16 protein-coding genes are annotated in these 14,578 nt (G+C 39.4%); 4 read left to right on the top strand and 12 right to left on the bottom strand.

The window, feature by feature from the left end:
• Positions 1 to 67 precede the first annotated feature (67 nt).
• From C1A06_RS00380 to C1A06_RS15210, 8 genes are all read right to left on the bottom strand, one after another.
• Entirely contained in the window at positions 68 to 1,321 is a 1,254-nt protein-coding gene (locus C1A06_RS00380; protein WP_101688237.1) for a hypothetical protein, read from the bottom strand.
• A gap of 2 nt (positions 1,322 to 1,323) precedes the next feature.
• Entirely contained in the window at positions 1,324 to 3,138 is a 1,815-nt protein-coding gene (locus C1A06_RS00385) for a hypothetical protein (protein ID WP_101688238.1), read from the bottom strand.
• Positions 3,128 to 3,355 carry a hypothetical protein gene (locus C1A06_RS00390; RefSeq protein ID WP_101688239.1) on the bottom strand — a complete coding sequence of 76 codons (228 nt, stop codon included), beginning with the start codon at positions 3,353 to 3,355 and terminating at the stop codon, positions 3,128 to 3,130. The genes C1A06_RS00385 and C1A06_RS00390 overlap by 11 nt, the downstream gene beginning before the upstream one ends.
• Positions 3,352 to 3,780, bottom strand: a complete 429-nt coding sequence (locus tag C1A06_RS00395; RefSeq protein ID WP_101688240.1) for a hypothetical protein — start codon at positions 3,778 to 3,780, stop codon at positions 3,352 to 3,354. Before C1A06_RS00395 ends, C1A06_RS00390 begins: the two co-directional genes overlap by 4 nt.
• Positions 3,780 to 4,340 carry a hypothetical protein gene (locus C1A06_RS00400; protein WP_101688241.1) on the bottom strand — a complete coding sequence of 187 codons (561 nt, stop codon included), beginning with the start codon at positions 4,338 to 4,340 and terminating at the stop codon, positions 3,780 to 3,782. Before C1A06_RS00400 ends, C1A06_RS00395 begins: the two co-directional genes overlap by 1 nt.
• Positions 4,341 to 4,414: 74 nt before the next feature.
• Positions 4,415 to 4,969 carry a hypothetical protein gene (locus C1A06_RS00405; RefSeq protein WP_101688242.1) on the bottom strand — a complete coding sequence of 185 codons (555 nt, stop codon included), beginning with the start codon at positions 4,967 to 4,969 and terminating at the stop codon, positions 4,415 to 4,417.
• A gap of 29 nt (positions 4,970 to 4,998) precedes the next feature.
• The gene (locus C1A06_RS00410; RefSeq protein ID WP_101688243.1) at positions 4,999 to 5,949 is read right to left on the bottom strand and encodes a hypothetical protein; all 951 of its coding nucleotides are present in this window, start codon (positions 5,947 to 5,949) and stop codon (positions 4,999 to 5,001) included.
• A gap of 114 nt (positions 5,950 to 6,063) precedes the next feature.
• Entirely contained in the window at positions 6,064 to 6,759 is a 696-nt protein-coding gene (locus C1A06_RS15210) for a hypothetical protein (RefSeq protein ID WP_245871981.1), read from the bottom strand.
• 57 nt (positions 6,760 to 6,816) lie between these two features.
• On the opposite strand from C1A06_RS15210, the gene C1A06_RS15420 reads away from it, so the two are divergent.
• The gene (locus C1A06_RS15420) at positions 6,817 to 7,290 is read left to right on the top strand and encodes a hypothetical protein (protein WP_503128323.1); all 474 of its coding nucleotides are present in this window, start codon (positions 6,817 to 6,819) and stop codon (positions 7,288 to 7,290) included.
• Between the two features lie 37 nt (positions 7,291 to 7,327).
• Here the strand turns inward: C1A06_RS15420 and C1A06_RS00420 are convergent, their stop codons facing one another.
• A complete protein-coding gene (locus tag C1A06_RS00420; RefSeq protein ID WP_145996301.1) occupies positions 7,328 to 7,942 on the bottom strand; it encodes a hypothetical protein in 615 nt (204 codons plus the stop codon).
• 123 nt (positions 7,943 to 8,065) lie between these two features.
• Between C1A06_RS00420 and C1A06_RS00425 the strand changes: the two genes are divergently transcribed.
• Together C1A06_RS00425 and C1A06_RS14975 are read left to right on the top strand one after the other, a co-directional pair.
• Positions 8,066 to 9,127 (top strand): AbiH family protein, encoded by a 1,062-nt coding sequence (locus tag C1A06_RS00425; RefSeq protein WP_101688246.1) that lies wholly within the window; start codon positions 8,066 to 8,068, stop codon positions 9,125 to 9,127.
• A gap of 19 nt (positions 9,128 to 9,146) precedes the next feature.
• A complete protein-coding gene (locus C1A06_RS14975; protein ID WP_145996302.1) occupies positions 9,147 to 9,497 on the top strand; it encodes a hypothetical protein in 351 nt (116 codons plus the stop codon).
• A gap of 55 nt (positions 9,498 to 9,552) precedes the next feature.
• Here C1A06_RS14975 and C1A06_RS00430 read toward each other — a convergent pair whose 3' ends face one another.
• Both C1A06_RS00430 and C1A06_RS00435 read right to left on the bottom strand, forming a co-directional pair.
• A complete protein-coding gene (locus C1A06_RS00430) occupies positions 9,553 to 9,975 on the bottom strand; it encodes a hypothetical protein (protein ID WP_101688247.1) in 423 nt (140 codons plus the stop codon).
• Between the two features lie 265 nt (positions 9,976 to 10,240).
• On the bottom strand, positions 10,241 to 11,518 hold the full coding sequence (locus C1A06_RS00435; protein WP_101688248.1) for a dicarboxylate/amino acid:cation symporter: 1,278 nt from the start codon (positions 11,516 to 11,518) through the stop codon (positions 10,241 to 10,243).
• 474 nt (positions 11,519 to 11,992) lie between these two features.
• Between C1A06_RS00435 and C1A06_RS00440 the strand changes: the two genes are divergently transcribed.
• Positions 11,993 to 13,141, top strand: a complete 1,149-nt coding sequence (locus tag C1A06_RS00440; protein ID WP_101688249.1) for an acyltransferase family protein — start codon at positions 11,993 to 11,995, stop codon at positions 13,139 to 13,141.
• An 84-nt stretch (positions 13,142 to 13,225) separates the two neighbouring features.
• Here the strand turns inward: C1A06_RS00440 and C1A06_RS00445 are convergent, their stop codons facing one another.
• Positions 13,226 to 14,557: a leucine-rich repeat domain-containing protein gene (locus C1A06_RS00445; protein WP_101688250.1), complete on the bottom strand. Its 1,332-nt coding sequence runs from the start codon at positions 14,555 to 14,557 to the stop codon at positions 13,226 to 13,228.
• Positions 14,558 to 14,578: the final 21 nt, after the last annotated feature.

Here is a 14,578-nt window from a genome sequence, read left to right on the forward strand (position 1 = left end):
ATATTATTAACACAATAAGGGTAACTTCCGGCTAGAAGCTACCCTTGTTTCATAGATTAGTAGTTGTTTACAAAAATCCTCCGTATATTCGTCCTTCAACTCGACTTGTACTGATTGATACAGACGATATCGATGGTACCTCATTTTCTTGTGCTTCGGACTGTGATACCGATACGCTTTGGATGCTAGCCGATTCAGCTTTGAGACTTTTACTCGTTGTGATAGAAACGCTCTTGATAGCTCCATCGTCTGTAGATACGGGTGGTCGACCATTTTCGAACTCTGTTTCTGATAATTTTATAATATCACTATAGTTAAGAACCCCTTCCGAAAATATTGCTAAATAGAGAATGCCTTCATTTTCAAGATACTCGTCAATATTAATTCTCCCTTGTTTGTTTGGTAAAAAATAATTTTTTTTGGTAGAGCTAATGTATAAATCACTATTTCGTAGAATATCCACCGAAAGGTGGTCTGTCTTTCTTGTCTTGTCGACAATATCTTCCGGGATATACGAAGTGGCTTTACCATACTCAATTTGTACGCGGCCAATATATTCGCTCGACTCGATAGCTGTATTCCATCTTCCGGCATAGAAAAGAAGATAAGGAGGTATTGATGAAAATCTTCCTGTTTCAACTTCAATAATATCTTCCTCTTGATCCGGAGATATTTTTAGCGAAAAATTATTATACTCCCTTGCAACTGTAGCCAGTTCGAACTGGCTTTTGAATTGGGAAAAACTAGCCCCGCTTCCTGATGCATTATGTATAGCTAAATGAAAATTATCAGATAAATCCTTTTTTACTGCAAACGTGGCTGAAATATTGTTTTCGTCGGAGTTGCAATAGATTCCTAAAGATCCCGTTGTCGAAGTTGAAGGCTTATGAATACGTTTGTATTTGTACATGCCTAAGCAAGAAATATCAGTTTCCTTTATACTTGCCCCACTATTCTCTACCCATTTGTCTATCAGATTTGTCTTTTCTCTCTCAATCAGGATATGAGGTACTCCTTTTTGATACTGAAAGTAATCTATTCGAGGAATGTTGGTTTCTACTTTCTGAAGCTTTTTATTTTCACCCAAATAGGTAGCCGAACTTGTTCTTTCAAAATTAAAGCTAAATAAACTACCATCGCTGGTATTAAGTCCCATCAAAAGCCCTTCCTTCCCTATTATGGGAAGGAGGATTGTCTTGGCTTTATTGATTATTATCGGATTAACTTGATCTAATAAATATCTTACATGACTTGTATCAACGGTAATTCCTTCAGCTTTAAGATTTTCAACATATTTTTGTATTATTGTTTCGGAAATCATTATTACATAGGATTAAGAGTTGAGATAACCAGTTCTATTTGCAAATATTTACCCGTAATATCATAAGCTGGTCTAGGTACACCGTTATCAGCTGCCACCATTGCATAGAAATCAGGATGTCCACTAGTGATATAAGTATTTCTATCTTTATCCCACTCCATCTCGACCGATAATGGATTGTTCTTTTTCAGCAAGCAACGCATATCATCGGGTACGACATCGAACCAGATTGGTTTTTGTTTATTTTCCCAGAATTTTTTATCAGGATCTGTACTTAATTCAAAATCATCCTTCCAGCAGCGACGAAGACGACAATCCCCTTTTATCTGAAAGCTCGTTTCATTTTCAGCTTTGAACGAACCGAAGCAAGGGTATTCAGCTCCATCGTATATGACTGATCCGCTTGGGTTGGATAGATCTTTGGGCTGAACAAAATACCAAACGTCTTTGGCTACCGATGTAATCGTATCTTCGGGTATTTCATCGACAATACGCATACGGATAGTATTCGAGATAGCTAAATCGGTTATTTTGTATATAACGATACTGTCATAATCGTCACATATCCAATCGTTAACTCCATCTACTCCTATAAATATGTTGTTTGCATCAGCCAGAGATGTGCTATAGCTCTTTTCGTTATAGATTATTGATTGTTTTCCTGCGGCTTTAGTCCGTACCAAATACATCTGCCCGCCTTCGATTGAATTTCTTCCCACTGGAACGATTGCAGGATCACTATCAATCATTACTCCGTATTGAGTTGCCAGATTGTGGAAAATATTGACAGAATCAAGTTTTTGTTTACCTTCTCCCATCCAAATGATATTGGATCGTACTTTACCAGTCTGAGCACCGTTATCCATATTTGCAATATCAATATTGTCGGCGAAACGGATCGATTGATTTTCATCATCAATCAGAATCTCTTCAGTTTTTGTTGATAGGGAGTTGATTTTTGTTGTATCTGTTGTTATTTCTATAGGGGATACAGGTTCATTCTTCCATCCGAATCGGATCATTCTGCGTTGCTGGAATTTATCGATTATAGAATCTTTGATAACGTATCCGTGATCATTTTTATCATTGGAGAATACCCAGCGATATAATTTTATTTTAGGATCATTCAGTTCTGAGCCTTCAGGAACAACGATACCTTGGGCTTCGCATCTAGCAGCGAAGTCAGCTCTAAGCTCTTCTTCGGTATTGCCTACTAGTGGCGTATATTCAGTTTCTTCTGCAATCTTGAATCTGCAATTGGAAAAGGCGAGGTAAAGTGTATATTTGCTCTTAATATCGGACGCCGAAACAGATATTTCGCTATCCCCAAGTAGTGAATAGTGACCAAAAATTTTATCTAGAGATGTAAATATACCTAAGAAACTATTACTAGGCCTATATATCTCATATGCTAGATCCTTTCGTATAATACAATTTGTAGGTTGTATTCTCGCTTGATGAAAAGGAAAAAGTATCTCACAAAATTCTGGGCGTAATGTACCAGAGGTAGAATAAAATGTTTCTATTGTACAATGAGCTATATAACCACCATAAGCCCTTAGTTTATTTAAAATTGTATTTTTTATACCTTGCCCTATAGTATAAGAATCAGATGTGATTAATTCTTCTTTTAAATAACCTGATGATAAAAGAATTGTTTTATTAATCACTGTTAAAGCTTTAAAGGGGTATGGATTGTTTTTTGTGCCATTTCCATTTTTATGGCCAATAATACTCATGTATATAGGATTTTTAAAGGGTATAATAGTTCCGTCTATTTCTGTTGCATTATCCTTCCATCTATAATTATTGCTCATTGATTACCTCGCTTTCTTTTTCGGTGAATAAAATACGATCCGTTACCGGCAAATAAATTGCTGTGCAATTATCAAACTCAGCTGAATTTCCTTCGCGAAACTCGTGGAATAAATCTTGAAAAGCTTTCGGCTGATCGCCTAAAAGAACACAATCGTCGATCTGCATGTCGAACGTCTCGCGTCCGTCTTCGAATGTTTTGATTACTTGATATATCATGATAATTTTGCTTTAGCGTAAATAAAAACATACATTTCTTGAACTTCTGGTCTGTCTTCGGGTAAATTAGCCCCAATACCAATAACCGAACCGGCAGGAACCGAAATATTAATGTCGGAATTGGTCTGAACCGGCTGATCAATGCCATCAATCTGAATGATCAACTCGCCAACATCTTTCGTAGCAATACGATAGATGGTCATTGGCTCATCGGTAAAAACTCTGGCCGCACCATTCTTCTCGAATGTGTAGCTCAGACGACGCTCGAGCTGAAGTTTTTGTGCCATTTCGGCAAGGAAAGAGTCCAGAGAAAATTTCCCCGAAAACAGTTCTCCATTAGGCTCTGTCTTCGAGGCGAATACGTACATCCCCGAAGGATCGTCTATATTCGGCAGTTGTGATAATGGAATAGCATTTATTTTCATTATTTTAATCTTATGTAATTTATATTGTCCTCGGTCGATATAACCAAACGGTTTTCTGTTCCTAATAGTCGGATTTGGAATACTTCGGGATCGACTTCGAAAAGTGGAAACATCGAATCTTTGACGATGGTTATCTGATAACCCGTAACTTCGCCTACCTTGCCCGAAACCTGCGAAAATTGGATTGTTGCTCCGCCATCCGATCCGAAGCAGTAGGTTCGCCCCTGTGTATTGCGGAAAGCAACCAGATACTTCGTGACGCTTGCCCGAAGTAGATCGGACGATTTGGGGGCTTCGATGGTGCGGATGAAAGTCGATAATTCTTGCCGATACAATCCGTTGGACTGCGACTCGTTGAAAAAGCTTTCGTCCACAGCTTCCAGTTCCGAGAAAAAGTTTTCTTCAGTATTGATTTGCTCGACATAACAACTGTCGTAAAGATGATCGTCGCGAAAGCGATACGATCGAAAATCGTTGATATCGAGTAAGAAAACCTTATTGATTCCACCGTTGTTGTAGTCGCCCGTATGAACAATATCGTTTATTATTTTGCGAATCATTCGTTCTGTGTTTTTTCGAAAAAAGCGGCGCTCGTACCGAGACAACCGCTTTAGTCTGATTAAGAATTTTGAATTTATGGAACTACAACTCGAGGTTTGTCGGCTATAGAAGCAACGACGCTTTCGTCTTTCAAGAGGCGACCCGATTCAATTTCGGTTCCTGCCATAACAACAGTCCATCCCGTAGCATCGGCTTCGGCAGCACCTGAAGCATAGTTGAATGAAGTTGCTGAAAGACCATTATTGCGGCCAAGAACGACGCTGCGACCAGCTTTGTCGACAACTACGGCAGTGAATTTGCCTAAACTCAAGGCTTTGTCTTGATTCAGCAATTCGTAGTCGTAGGCATCAATAGTAAAGTTCAGCGTGTGAGTGCGGTATTTTCCGCCATTTCCGTTCTGTGCTAACTCGTCGGAGAAAGAAGCAGTATTGTCGGCAAAGTCGACTTTATAGGCTTTTTCGCCTTCGGGCAACGATATAGCAGTTATGGTAATTCGCTCCTGATCGCCGGTTTCTTCGAAATCGAAATTATTCGAAGCATCATAATTGAACAGATAGATAGACTTGATGCCCGAAATAGCGTATTCGCAATTTTTCTTCGATATGCTTGATGTTAATTTACAACTCATTGTGTTTTTGTGTTTAAGTGTGAAACAAATTATTGATTGGTAGGGCTGTAGAATACAGTTTCGTCTTCGAACGGAATAGCGAATCCAAGGCGCAGACGTCCGTCGATGAAGATCTTGTTATCGTTAGGAGCAGGGAATTGACCCAAGCGGATTTCTTCCAAATCGGACATCAAATCCGTACCCAACAAGAAGTTGCTCGATTCGGCAACAACCATGTCGTTTTCGCCGATACCTTTCACCGGAACGATCTCGGCTCCAAGATATTTAACTACGTCGTTTTCGACAATGAAGTTCGGATTGACAACTACGTCTTTACCAAATACACCGCCCAAGGCGATTTTTACTTTCATCAGCGTAGCATACGAAACGTAGATATTGATGCTCTCTTTTTCTAATCCGGCTGCGGCAACATCTTCGGGTAGAGCTGCGAATGCTTTTGCAATTTCTTCCAAAACGTTGTCTTTTGTCAAAGCAACACCTTGTATCTTAGTCGCATCGGTACTTGCCGTTAAGACTTTTGTTACTCCGTCGAAATCGCCTTCTTTAGCTGAGTCGCCTGCAAAGATTTTAGTCTCGATCTCGCTTGCTAATTCATTTGCAAGCAATGCCATTGTAGCTTCTTCCAACGTGTCGGGCAATTCTTGATTGCGTGCGCCCGGACCCATCATCCAGATAGTGCGTTTGCGTTCAAGATCGTCAAGACATTGTTCGAGGTTGATTTTGTAAGTTTTTACTTTCAGCTCCTTGTTGCTCAGTTTTGTAATTTGCTGAGGAGTCCAAGCACAATCGCGACCATCGGCCTGAAGCAGGTTGCCTGTCAAATCGAGTAGGTTGAGCATTGTACTTTCTTTCACTCCGATGATGGGTGTGATTTTTCCGCGTTCGATCAAACGACCACCGAAAACGGCTTTCGTAAACCAGTCCATGTTGGTCGACGGACTGTAAGTCATCGCATCGATGTTGTATAAATTATTTGCCATGTGTTAAATGTTTGTTTGATAATGGAATAAAGTTTATTATAGATTTTATTTCTTTGACCCCAAACCCCTAAAGGGGCTTTTCTCGAATTCTTCCCCTTTAGGGGATAAGAGGGGTTATTTGCGTCTTTGCATGGATTGCGACAAGGCTGCTGCCATACGCTCGGCATTTGACTGCGGACGATCAGCGCTGACGCGTGGAGCGACCATCGGACGAGCCGAAGGTGTAGCTCGGCGAAGCGTTTCGACCTGCGACTGAGCTTCTTCCAAAGCTTCTGTCAAGTTGTCGATAGCTGTTTGCATTTCGGCTATCTTGGCTTTCAGGTTTGCCGAAGCATCTGCCGGTTGCTGCTCTGTCGGCTCGTTGTCGGCAAGTCGCTGATTGCTTTTACGAAGCGTTTCACGCGCTTTGGCTTCTGGAGAATTGATGTTGCTTTCGGAGGATTCGCGCGTTTCGATCAGATTGCCGTCTTTGTCTACGATCAACAAATTGCCGTTTGCCAATTTGTGCTCGCCGGCAGGAAGCTGTTCGCTGTCCATAGTCACAAATCCGTCCTGATCGGCATACACTTCTTTGCCGTCGGCCAGTGTGAAGATGATATAAGGCTCGCCGCTGTCGGTCGTGTCTTTTTTCTTCACATCTTCGATGCCGAGCAACAGACGGGTGATGCGTCTCAACAAGCTTTGTTTCGATTTTCTGTTGTTCATTTTTTGCGATTTAATTTTAGATTGTGTTTGTGTAGCGTGACTGCTGCAAGCAATCACTTGGTTGAAAAGTCCTTCGAGAGAAAATCCTTTGACACGACCCGCCATTACCTGCTCGTCCCAATAGGTTCGGTCTTCAATTTTATAGCTGCACATAAGTGTGCCTTGGGGGAGGTTGGCGAATCCCAGCGCGCGGGATTTATCTCTTTCGGGATCTTCTACAATCCACATTTCGGTCATATAATTACCTTCCAGCGGTTGGCTGTGCTGATGTGTAGTGGTGCGCAGCGCAATGCCTTGTCGCATCATCTTCTGTGCGATGAGGGCAATCTGCTCGGCCGAAAATTTGATGTAATATTCGCCCATCTGAGGCGTATTGCGATAAATCAGCTGATCGGGCTGAAGAACGACACCCGTCAGGATTTGTCGTTTCTCGTCGCGACTGAGCTGTACTTCGTGCTGTTGGCTGAGGGCAACGAAATCGACCTCGTTGGCGGGACAATCGACAAACGAAATGGCATAGATGCCCGTAGCGTCGTCGTCGCTCTCGTCGATCAGACAGTTGTAGATTGGAATATTCATAGGCTCTTTGTTTTTCTTATTGATAAAGAGCCTTGTCGAATGTGGAGATTATTTTAACAAATGGTGTATTTTAGGAGGATTGATATATCTGATTTTATTCTTCAATTCTTTCTAATATGAAAGCACTTTCATCGCCACCATTATGTGCTCCGAAGAAGAGAAAGGTTCCCCAATGTTCGCTGTAGTTGTGTATTACTACTTCGTTTGATTTGTTTCGTCCGATTCGGATGCGATCGGCATCGAACCTTGATATAATAGGGAAAAATGGATATCTTTTATTTTGCAACATAACCTCAAAACAGTCTTTTTTGAGGTTACCTTTATATTTTACTTCATACCAAAAGTCGTTATCTCGATATACTACTTGTAAAGTATCTTTGCCATTGAAATTGAAAGTGACGAAGTTTAATTTGGTACTATCTGTTGTTAGTTTTTCATCTATCGTTGTTTCTCTAAAAGGAGTGCCCACTACTTCGTAAGGTTTGTGATGTTTATTCGAAACAAAATAGTCAAAGTTGTTTGCGTTAATATTCATATATCTATATAGTTCTTCTTTATTCATTTTATACTTTCCACTGATATCGATGACAGAGTCGGTATAAGGCACAAAATAAGATTCTTCGGAGTAATGTTTGCGGCCACTCAAAGATAGGCATGATGATAATGTGAATATAACGAGTAGATATAGGTATGGGGCGTATCTCTTCATGTTTTTTTTCAAAGCTAATAAATATAAATAGACAGAAGGAATGTGGAGATTATTTTAACAAATGGAGAATGATTGGATGATTATCTGTGCAAAACACTATATTTGTAAAAAACATAAACGAGCATGAATAACCTGATAATACTTGGAAACGGATTCGATTTGGCGCACGGAATGAAGACTTCTTACGGCGATTTTATTACTTGGATGATTGAGGAGCATTTGAAAGATAGGAGCAAATATACTAAGTTGTTGAACTTGCCGGAAGATCTCATGAGTTTGGAGCAGTTCTTTACAGAATTATCCAAAGGAGGATTATCTGCCTATTATCAAAAAAAAACTAATGAATGGGAAAGGAGGAATTTTAAAAATAAACCTTTTCCTTCATCCTTTATACTAAATCTGCTCAAGCAAAAAGCCAACAAGGGTACTTGGGCAGATATTGAAACATTTTATTTCAGAGAACTCAATCTGTGTGAAGATGAAGAAGCAGTAAAGCAATTGAACCGAGAATTCGAAGACCTGAAAGAAGCCTTGCAAGAATATTTGCGGACAGAAGAACAGAAAGATGCGGAGATGAACGAAACATTTCAGTACGTTTTCGGTAGCCTTTGCACTGATACGTCTGTAGTACTGAATTTTAATTATACCGATACGGTCGAACGTTTGTATAAAGACGAGATAACCGAAACCGATCTGATACATATTCATGGCGAGCTTTTTGCCGAAGCAAATCCAATCATTTTTGGTTATGCTGCCGACAATGGCGAGATCAATTCGCTGTTGGATAAGGATGAAAACGAATATCTTTACAATATCAAACGGCATGCTTATCTGGCAGCCAACAATAAAAGACGATTGCAATATTATCTCGATACAAACGAAAATATAAATGTATTTATCATCGGGCATTCGTGCGGATTGTCAGACAAACTGATCTTGGGAGAGATCACGAAACACGAACATGTAAAATCGATCAGAATACTCTACTATAATACGCTCCATAACTATCGTAATGCGCATATCAATCTCGATCGCATTATGCGCGATGAGGCTTGTTTCGAACGGATAATAAACTTTGTAGATACCTGTCGTATTCCGCAGATGGATGATACTGATGCACAGCGTAAGGAGATCATGAAGTGCATCGATCGATTTGTGCAGGAAGAAGAAGTCGAGATCGTATGAGTGATACGCAAATTAACAGATGATACGAAAAGAACAGTTCATATTTTGGGCTACCATTGCCTATTGGCTGATAATAGCCATTTGCCTCATTGCATTGAGAAATGATGGGTGGGGGCTTGACCCTTGCTTTCTCGGAATAATCATTTTAGGATCATTGGTAATGCTGATCGTGAAAAATAGAGTCTGTAATATCATGGCATCTATTAGTTTGTTTTTATTTTCTCTATTCAGCCTGATATGTGTAGTGATTGCGACAATTTTCTTTTTTCACGGAAATGAGTTAACTTATATACTCCTATTATTACAATCAATAATCAACTTTATTGCTATATATTTAATCTCTAAAGTGATAGATTACAGATACAAATAAAAATCCGAACCTTCGTAATTGAAGATTCGGATTTGAACATGAGTGTGAAAATAAATTATTTCTCTTTTACTTTATATATACGATAACCATCGATTCCGAAAGGAACTACGTTGTATAGTATTTTCTTTTTATCCTTCACATCGTATATAAAATAGCCTTTTATCCCATTAGAAACGATATTGTAGGTAACTTCTTTACTTTGCATTTGAAAACCATCGATACCAAATGGTATAATATTGAAAATAGCTTTTTTATTATCTCCCTTTTTTATGCTTTTTGCCTGATAACCACCTATTCCATAAGGGATAACATCAAATACAGCTTCTTTATTCGTATCATATACACGATAACCTCCGATGCCGAATGGTGTAACGTTATAGACCAGATCTTTTTCAGAATTATTAAATAGTTTTGTACTGCCGCAGCTAGTCAATCCGAGTGATAATACTATCACAAAAAAATAGATTATTTTTCTCATTGGGTCTCTTTGTAAAATTTATATTACTAGTTAAACGTGGGGCAAAAGTAAGGAAATGATTTTTTTATGAACCATAAATTTTATCGAGTTTATCTATGAGAATCTTGCTCTTGTCTATATGAATGACTTGAATTTAAGATGATTATGTTTGTCTTAACATCTCCTAAGCAAACTTGAGAATAGATTGAAAGAGTACAATATATTTTAACAAAAAGTCCGAATCCCCGTGATTGAGGATTCGGACTAGCTATAATATCAAGTAGATCTATTTGACGGGTATTTTCACTGTTTCGAGACTATTTTCCCATTTGCTGACTACGGTCGTAGCAAGGCTGTTACCTAGAACGTTGGTCATGCTTCGAGCCATATCGCAGAAGTGGTCGATCGGTAGTAACAGCGCAACGCCTTCGGGCGGAATACCGAACATGGAGCAAGTAGCAATGATGATAATGAGCGAAGCGCGTGGCACTCCGGCAATACCTTTACTGGTAAGCATCAGCACGAATAACATGGCTATCTGTGTGCCAATAGGCATATCGATACCATAAAGCTGAGCAATAAATATGCTGGCAAAAGTCATATACATCATACTTCCATCCAGATTGAACGAATAGCCCAAAGGAAGAATAAACGAAACGATTTTCGGGCTGCAGCCCACTTTCTCCAATTCTTCAACCAATTTGGGAAAGACTGCCTCGCTGCTTGTCGTCGAAAATGCAATGAGCAAAGGAGTACGGATGGCTTTCAGCAGAACAAACAATTTCTTTCCGAGTAATATAAATCCAACTAGCAACAGCACTACCCACAGCGTAGCAATACCAAAGATAAATGCTAGCAGGAAATTGCCATATACGGCAAATATGGAAAGTCCGTGCGTGGCAACAGCTGCCGTTATGGTTCCCAGTACAGCCAGCGGAGCAACCCACATGATGTAATTTACCATCTTCAGTACCGTATGCGATATGGTATCCAGTGCATTGACAATAGGCTCGGCTTTTTTGCCGAATGACAATAATGCTATGCTGAACATGATGGCAAAGACAAGAATCTGAAGGATCTCGTTGTTGGCCATCGCACTGAAAACACTTTCGGGTACAAGATGATCAACAAACTGAGCCAAGTTCATCCCCTGGCTGTTTTGTATCAATTCCGAAGCTTCGGATGTGTCAGTTATCTTTACGTCCGTAGTTTTTCCGGGTTGAGTGAGGTTGACACAAACAAGCCCGATGAACAACGAAACAACGGTTGCCGACATAAACCACAGCATGGCTTTTCCACCCACACGACCTACCATTTTGGCATCGCCCATCTTGCATATTCCTACCGTAATGGTACAAAAAACAAGCGGAGCAATGATCATCTGTACGAGTTTGATGAAAATTGTTCCGAGCAATTTGATATTCGATGAAACCATCGCTATCGTTTCGGCACTAGTGTAGCTGTGTACTAACTGTCCTGCAATGATGCCCGTAATGAGGGCTGCAAGAATGTAGTAGAAAAGCGTATTTCTTTTCTGTTTTTTTTGTGTAGCAGAATTATTCATAATTCGGTATTAGGTAATCAGTATTTGGTATTCTGTGATCTGTTTTGCGCAACTAATATAATAAATGAAGTGTATAAAATAAGTAATCCAAAACTTAGAGTAAGAGCTTTTATACAGCAAACTATTTGTAAATCTTATAGATAATGTAAAAAACAATTTCCAATTTTAACTTTATTTAGCATCTTTATGATTGTTTGAATGCTCTTTTGTGATATTTTTTGATGTTTTAATCTTTCAAATAGAAAGGTATTGCTTTCAAAAGGATATTATCTTATAGGGTTCCTATTCTTATGATGCTGTTCTGTAAACGAATACAAGGATTAAGTGTGCCTTCCGTTTAATGAAGGCAGCTTGAAAGCTAATTTTAACAAATTCGCTAGAGTAGATGCGTTTATAATTTCTCGATGCATCATTTTTTATCTATTTTTACGCCCTGTATTTTAACAGATTAAGAAATAAAACTGAATTTATCTTATGCCTAAAACACCCGCTTCGATGACTGCATTTGCAGACACCAAGCCTCACTACAATATTCTGGACGGATTGCGTGGAGTTGCAGCACTTATTGTTCTGATATATCACGTCTTCGAAGGCTTTGCTACAAGTCCTTTCGATCAGGGTTGGAATCATGGATACTTGTCGGTTCAGTTTTTCTTCATGCTTTCGGGTTTTGTTATTGGTTATGCCTACGACGATCGTTGGACGAAGATGAGCACTAAAGAATTTTTCAAACGAAGATTGATTCGTCTGCATCCCATGGTTGTCCTGGGTGTACTGATGGGTGTAATAGCATTTTTGATGCAAGGCAGCGTGCAATGGGATGGAACCAAAATAGCCACATCGGCAGTGATGCTAGCTATGTTGTGCACCTTGTTTATGATCCCTTCGGCTCCGGAAACGATGCCCGAAATCAGAGGTAATGGCGAGCTGTTTCCGCTGAATGGACCTTATTGGTCGTTATTCCTCGAGTATGTGGGAAATATCATATATGCCCTATTGATCCGTCGCCTATCGACCAGATGGTTGAAGCTTCTGGTTGCTCTGACTGCTGTGGGCGTAGCCTGCTATGCTATCGGCAATGGATCGGGATATGGACATCTGGGTGTAGGGTGGACAATGGCCAATAATAATCTCTGTGCCGGATTCCTTTGCATGATGTTCTGCTTCTCGGCAGGACTGCTTATGGCACGTGTTTTCAGACCGATTCGCATTCGCGGAGCATTCTGGCTTTGCAGTTTGGGGTTGATTGCCCTGACAGCCGTACCGCATCTGGGTGGCGAAAGTGATCCTTGGATGAATGGCATCTATGATGCACTCTGCGTGATTGTATTTTTCCCTTTGCTCATTTGGTTGGGAGCTTCGGGCGTGACCAGCGACAGCAAATCGACAGCCATCTGCAAGTTTTGTGGCGATATTTCTTATCCCGTCTATGTCATACATTATCCGTCTATGTATCTGTTCTATGCATGGGTATGGGATAACGAACTCAGCTTTTCTGAAGCCTGGTATGTGGGCTTAGGGCTCATTGTTGGCAATATTCTACTGGCATATATTTTCTTGAAATTCTACGACATGCCAGTCCGAAAATATTTGATCAGTCGTTTTCTGAAACCTCAGAAATAAAGAATATGGCATATAACAAAAAAACTCTGAACTTCTATTGAGTCGTTCAGAGTTTTCTGTTTTTATGTAGAGCTAATAATCAGATCATTTTTTTTCGACAAACCGAGTGTGATTGTCTATTACGAAGGATTCGTCCGGATTTTCAGGTCTGTCTGAAAATCCTTTCCATACCAATATCTCTTTCAGGTCTGAATTACCCATGCAATTTAACCAGTTCAATTTTGTATTATTCGACAAATCAAGCTCTTTCAATTGAGTTTGACCGCTGGATAAATAGTAAAGGTTTGGATAGCTTGTCAGATCCAGACTATTAATTGGATTATTAGAGCATTCGAGGCTCAATAAATCGGCTTGCTGAGATATTTTCAGATTCTCAATTTTATTGTGTCTTATCGATATGTTTTTGATGTTGTTTGATTTAGATAGATCTAGTTCAGTTAGCTCATTGTGGTCCAGAACTAATTCAGCAAGATCTTCGAACATCGTTATATCCAGTTTTGTGAGCTGATTACTTTGAGATCTCAGAACTTTAAGTTTTTTGAAAAAAGTTAGATCTATGTTCAGCTGAGGATTAGAAGAAATATCCAAATATTCCAGATTGGTGAGGTGCGAAATGTCCACATCTGCCAGATGAATAAGTTGTGAGAGCGTCAGGCGTTTGATTCTTGGATTTGCCGACAAATCCAGTTCTTTTAACGCATTGTTCGTGAAGTTTAAATATTCGAGATTAGGAAGCATCGATATATCGATACTTTCGAAAGAACAATTCTGGCAGTTAAGTTCAATTAAATTTGTATTATTGGACAAGTCGAGTTGTTTGATAATGCTATTTGATATACTTAAGGATTTTAGATTTTTTTGGCTCGAAATGTATAAAGACGCAAGCGGCATATCGCTACATGTAAGGCTTACCAATTTAGTCAGTCTATAGAGGTCAACATTTTCAACACCTTTAATTTGTAATCCTAAATATTCGAGATTGATGCATTCTGATAAATTACATCCGTCCATTTTTGATGAATATATGTATAGTTCATTAAGATTAGTCAGACCTTCGAGATTGATTTCAGCCAATCGGTCGGCAAAAATAATTGCACGTTCTAATGAAGTATTTTTTGATAGATCGATTATGTTGATTTCCGGCAGCGTTATGTTCAAAACACTTAGATTTTCAAACTGCTCAATACCTTCTAATGATTTTATTGACATATTGAGCGGTATTCTGATTTCTGTTACCGCTAAAGCTTCATTTCTAGAGAGAACTCCGTCTTTGTTGGTATCAAATTGCTTGCAAAATTCTTTAAAGTCCTTGTCTTTCATTTTCGACAGAACTGTATCGTCATCATCAGAACATGCTGCGAATGCGAATAATACGATTGCTAAAGATAAAATGTAGATTAAGTAATTTTTTTTCATGAGTATCAATTTTGGGTTTTT

The sequence above is a fragment of the Dysgonomonas massiliensis genome, assembly GCF_900240225.1.
Taxonomy (GTDB): Bacteria; Bacteroidota; Bacteroidia; order Bacteroidales; family Dysgonomonadaceae; genus Dysgonomonas; species Dysgonomonas massiliensis.

Bases quoted from the DNA above. Each gene is read 5' to 3' on its own strand.
- C1A06_RS00400 (WP_101688241.1), bottom strand. From the start codon at position 4,340: ATGATTCGCAAAATAATAAACGATATTGTTCATACGGGCGACTACAAC.
- C1A06_RS00380 (WP_101688237.1), bottom strand. From the start codon at position 1,321: ATGATTTCCGAAACAATAATACAAAAATATGTTGAAAATCTTAAAGCT.
- C1A06_RS00410 (WP_101688243.1), bottom strand. From the start codon at position 5,949: ATGGCAAATAATTTATACAACATCGATGCGATGACTTACAGTCCGTCG.
- C1A06_RS15210 (WP_245871981.1), bottom strand. From the start codon at position 6,759: ATGGCGGGTCGTGTCAAAGGATTTTCTCTCGAAGGACTTTTCAACCAA.
- C1A06_RS00405 (WP_101688242.1), bottom strand. From the start codon at position 4,969: ATGAGTTGTAAATTAACATCAAGCATATCGAAGAAAAATTGCGAATAC.
- C1A06_RS00420 (WP_145996301.1), bottom strand. From the start codon at position 7,942: ATGAAGAGATACGCCCCATACCTATATCTACTCGTTATATTCACATTA.
- C1A06_RS00390 (WP_101688239.1), bottom strand. From the start codon at position 3,355: ATGATATATCAAGTAATCAAAACATTCGAAGACGGACGCGAGACGTTC.
- C1A06_RS14975 (WP_145996302.1), top strand. From the start codon at position 9,147: ATGATACGAAAAGAACAGTTCATATTTTGGGCTACCATTGCCTATTGG.
- C1A06_RS00440 (WP_101688249.1), top strand. From the start codon at position 11,993: ATGCCTAAAACACCCGCTTCGATGACTGCATTTGCAGACACCAAGCCT.
- C1A06_RS00385 (WP_101688238.1), bottom strand. From the start codon at position 3,138: ATGAGCAATAATTATAGATGGAAGGATAATGCAACAGAAATAGACGGA.
- C1A06_RS00435 (WP_101688248.1), bottom strand. From the start codon at position 11,518: ATGAATAATTCTGCTACACAAAAAAAACAGAAAAGAAATACGCTTTTC.
- C1A06_RS00425 (WP_101688246.1), top strand. From the start codon at position 8,066: ATGAATAACCTGATAATACTTGGAAACGGATTCGATTTGGCGCACGGA.
- C1A06_RS00395 (WP_101688240.1), bottom strand. From the start codon at position 3,780: ATGAAAATAAATGCTATTCCATTATCACAACTGCCGAATATAGACGAT.
- C1A06_RS00445 (WP_101688250.1), bottom strand. From the start codon at position 14,557: ATGAAAAAAAATTACTTAATCTACATTTTATCTTTAGCAATCGTATTA.
- C1A06_RS00430 (WP_101688247.1), bottom strand. From the start codon at position 9,975: ATGAGAAAAATAATCTATTTTTTTGTGATAGTATTATCACTCGGATTG.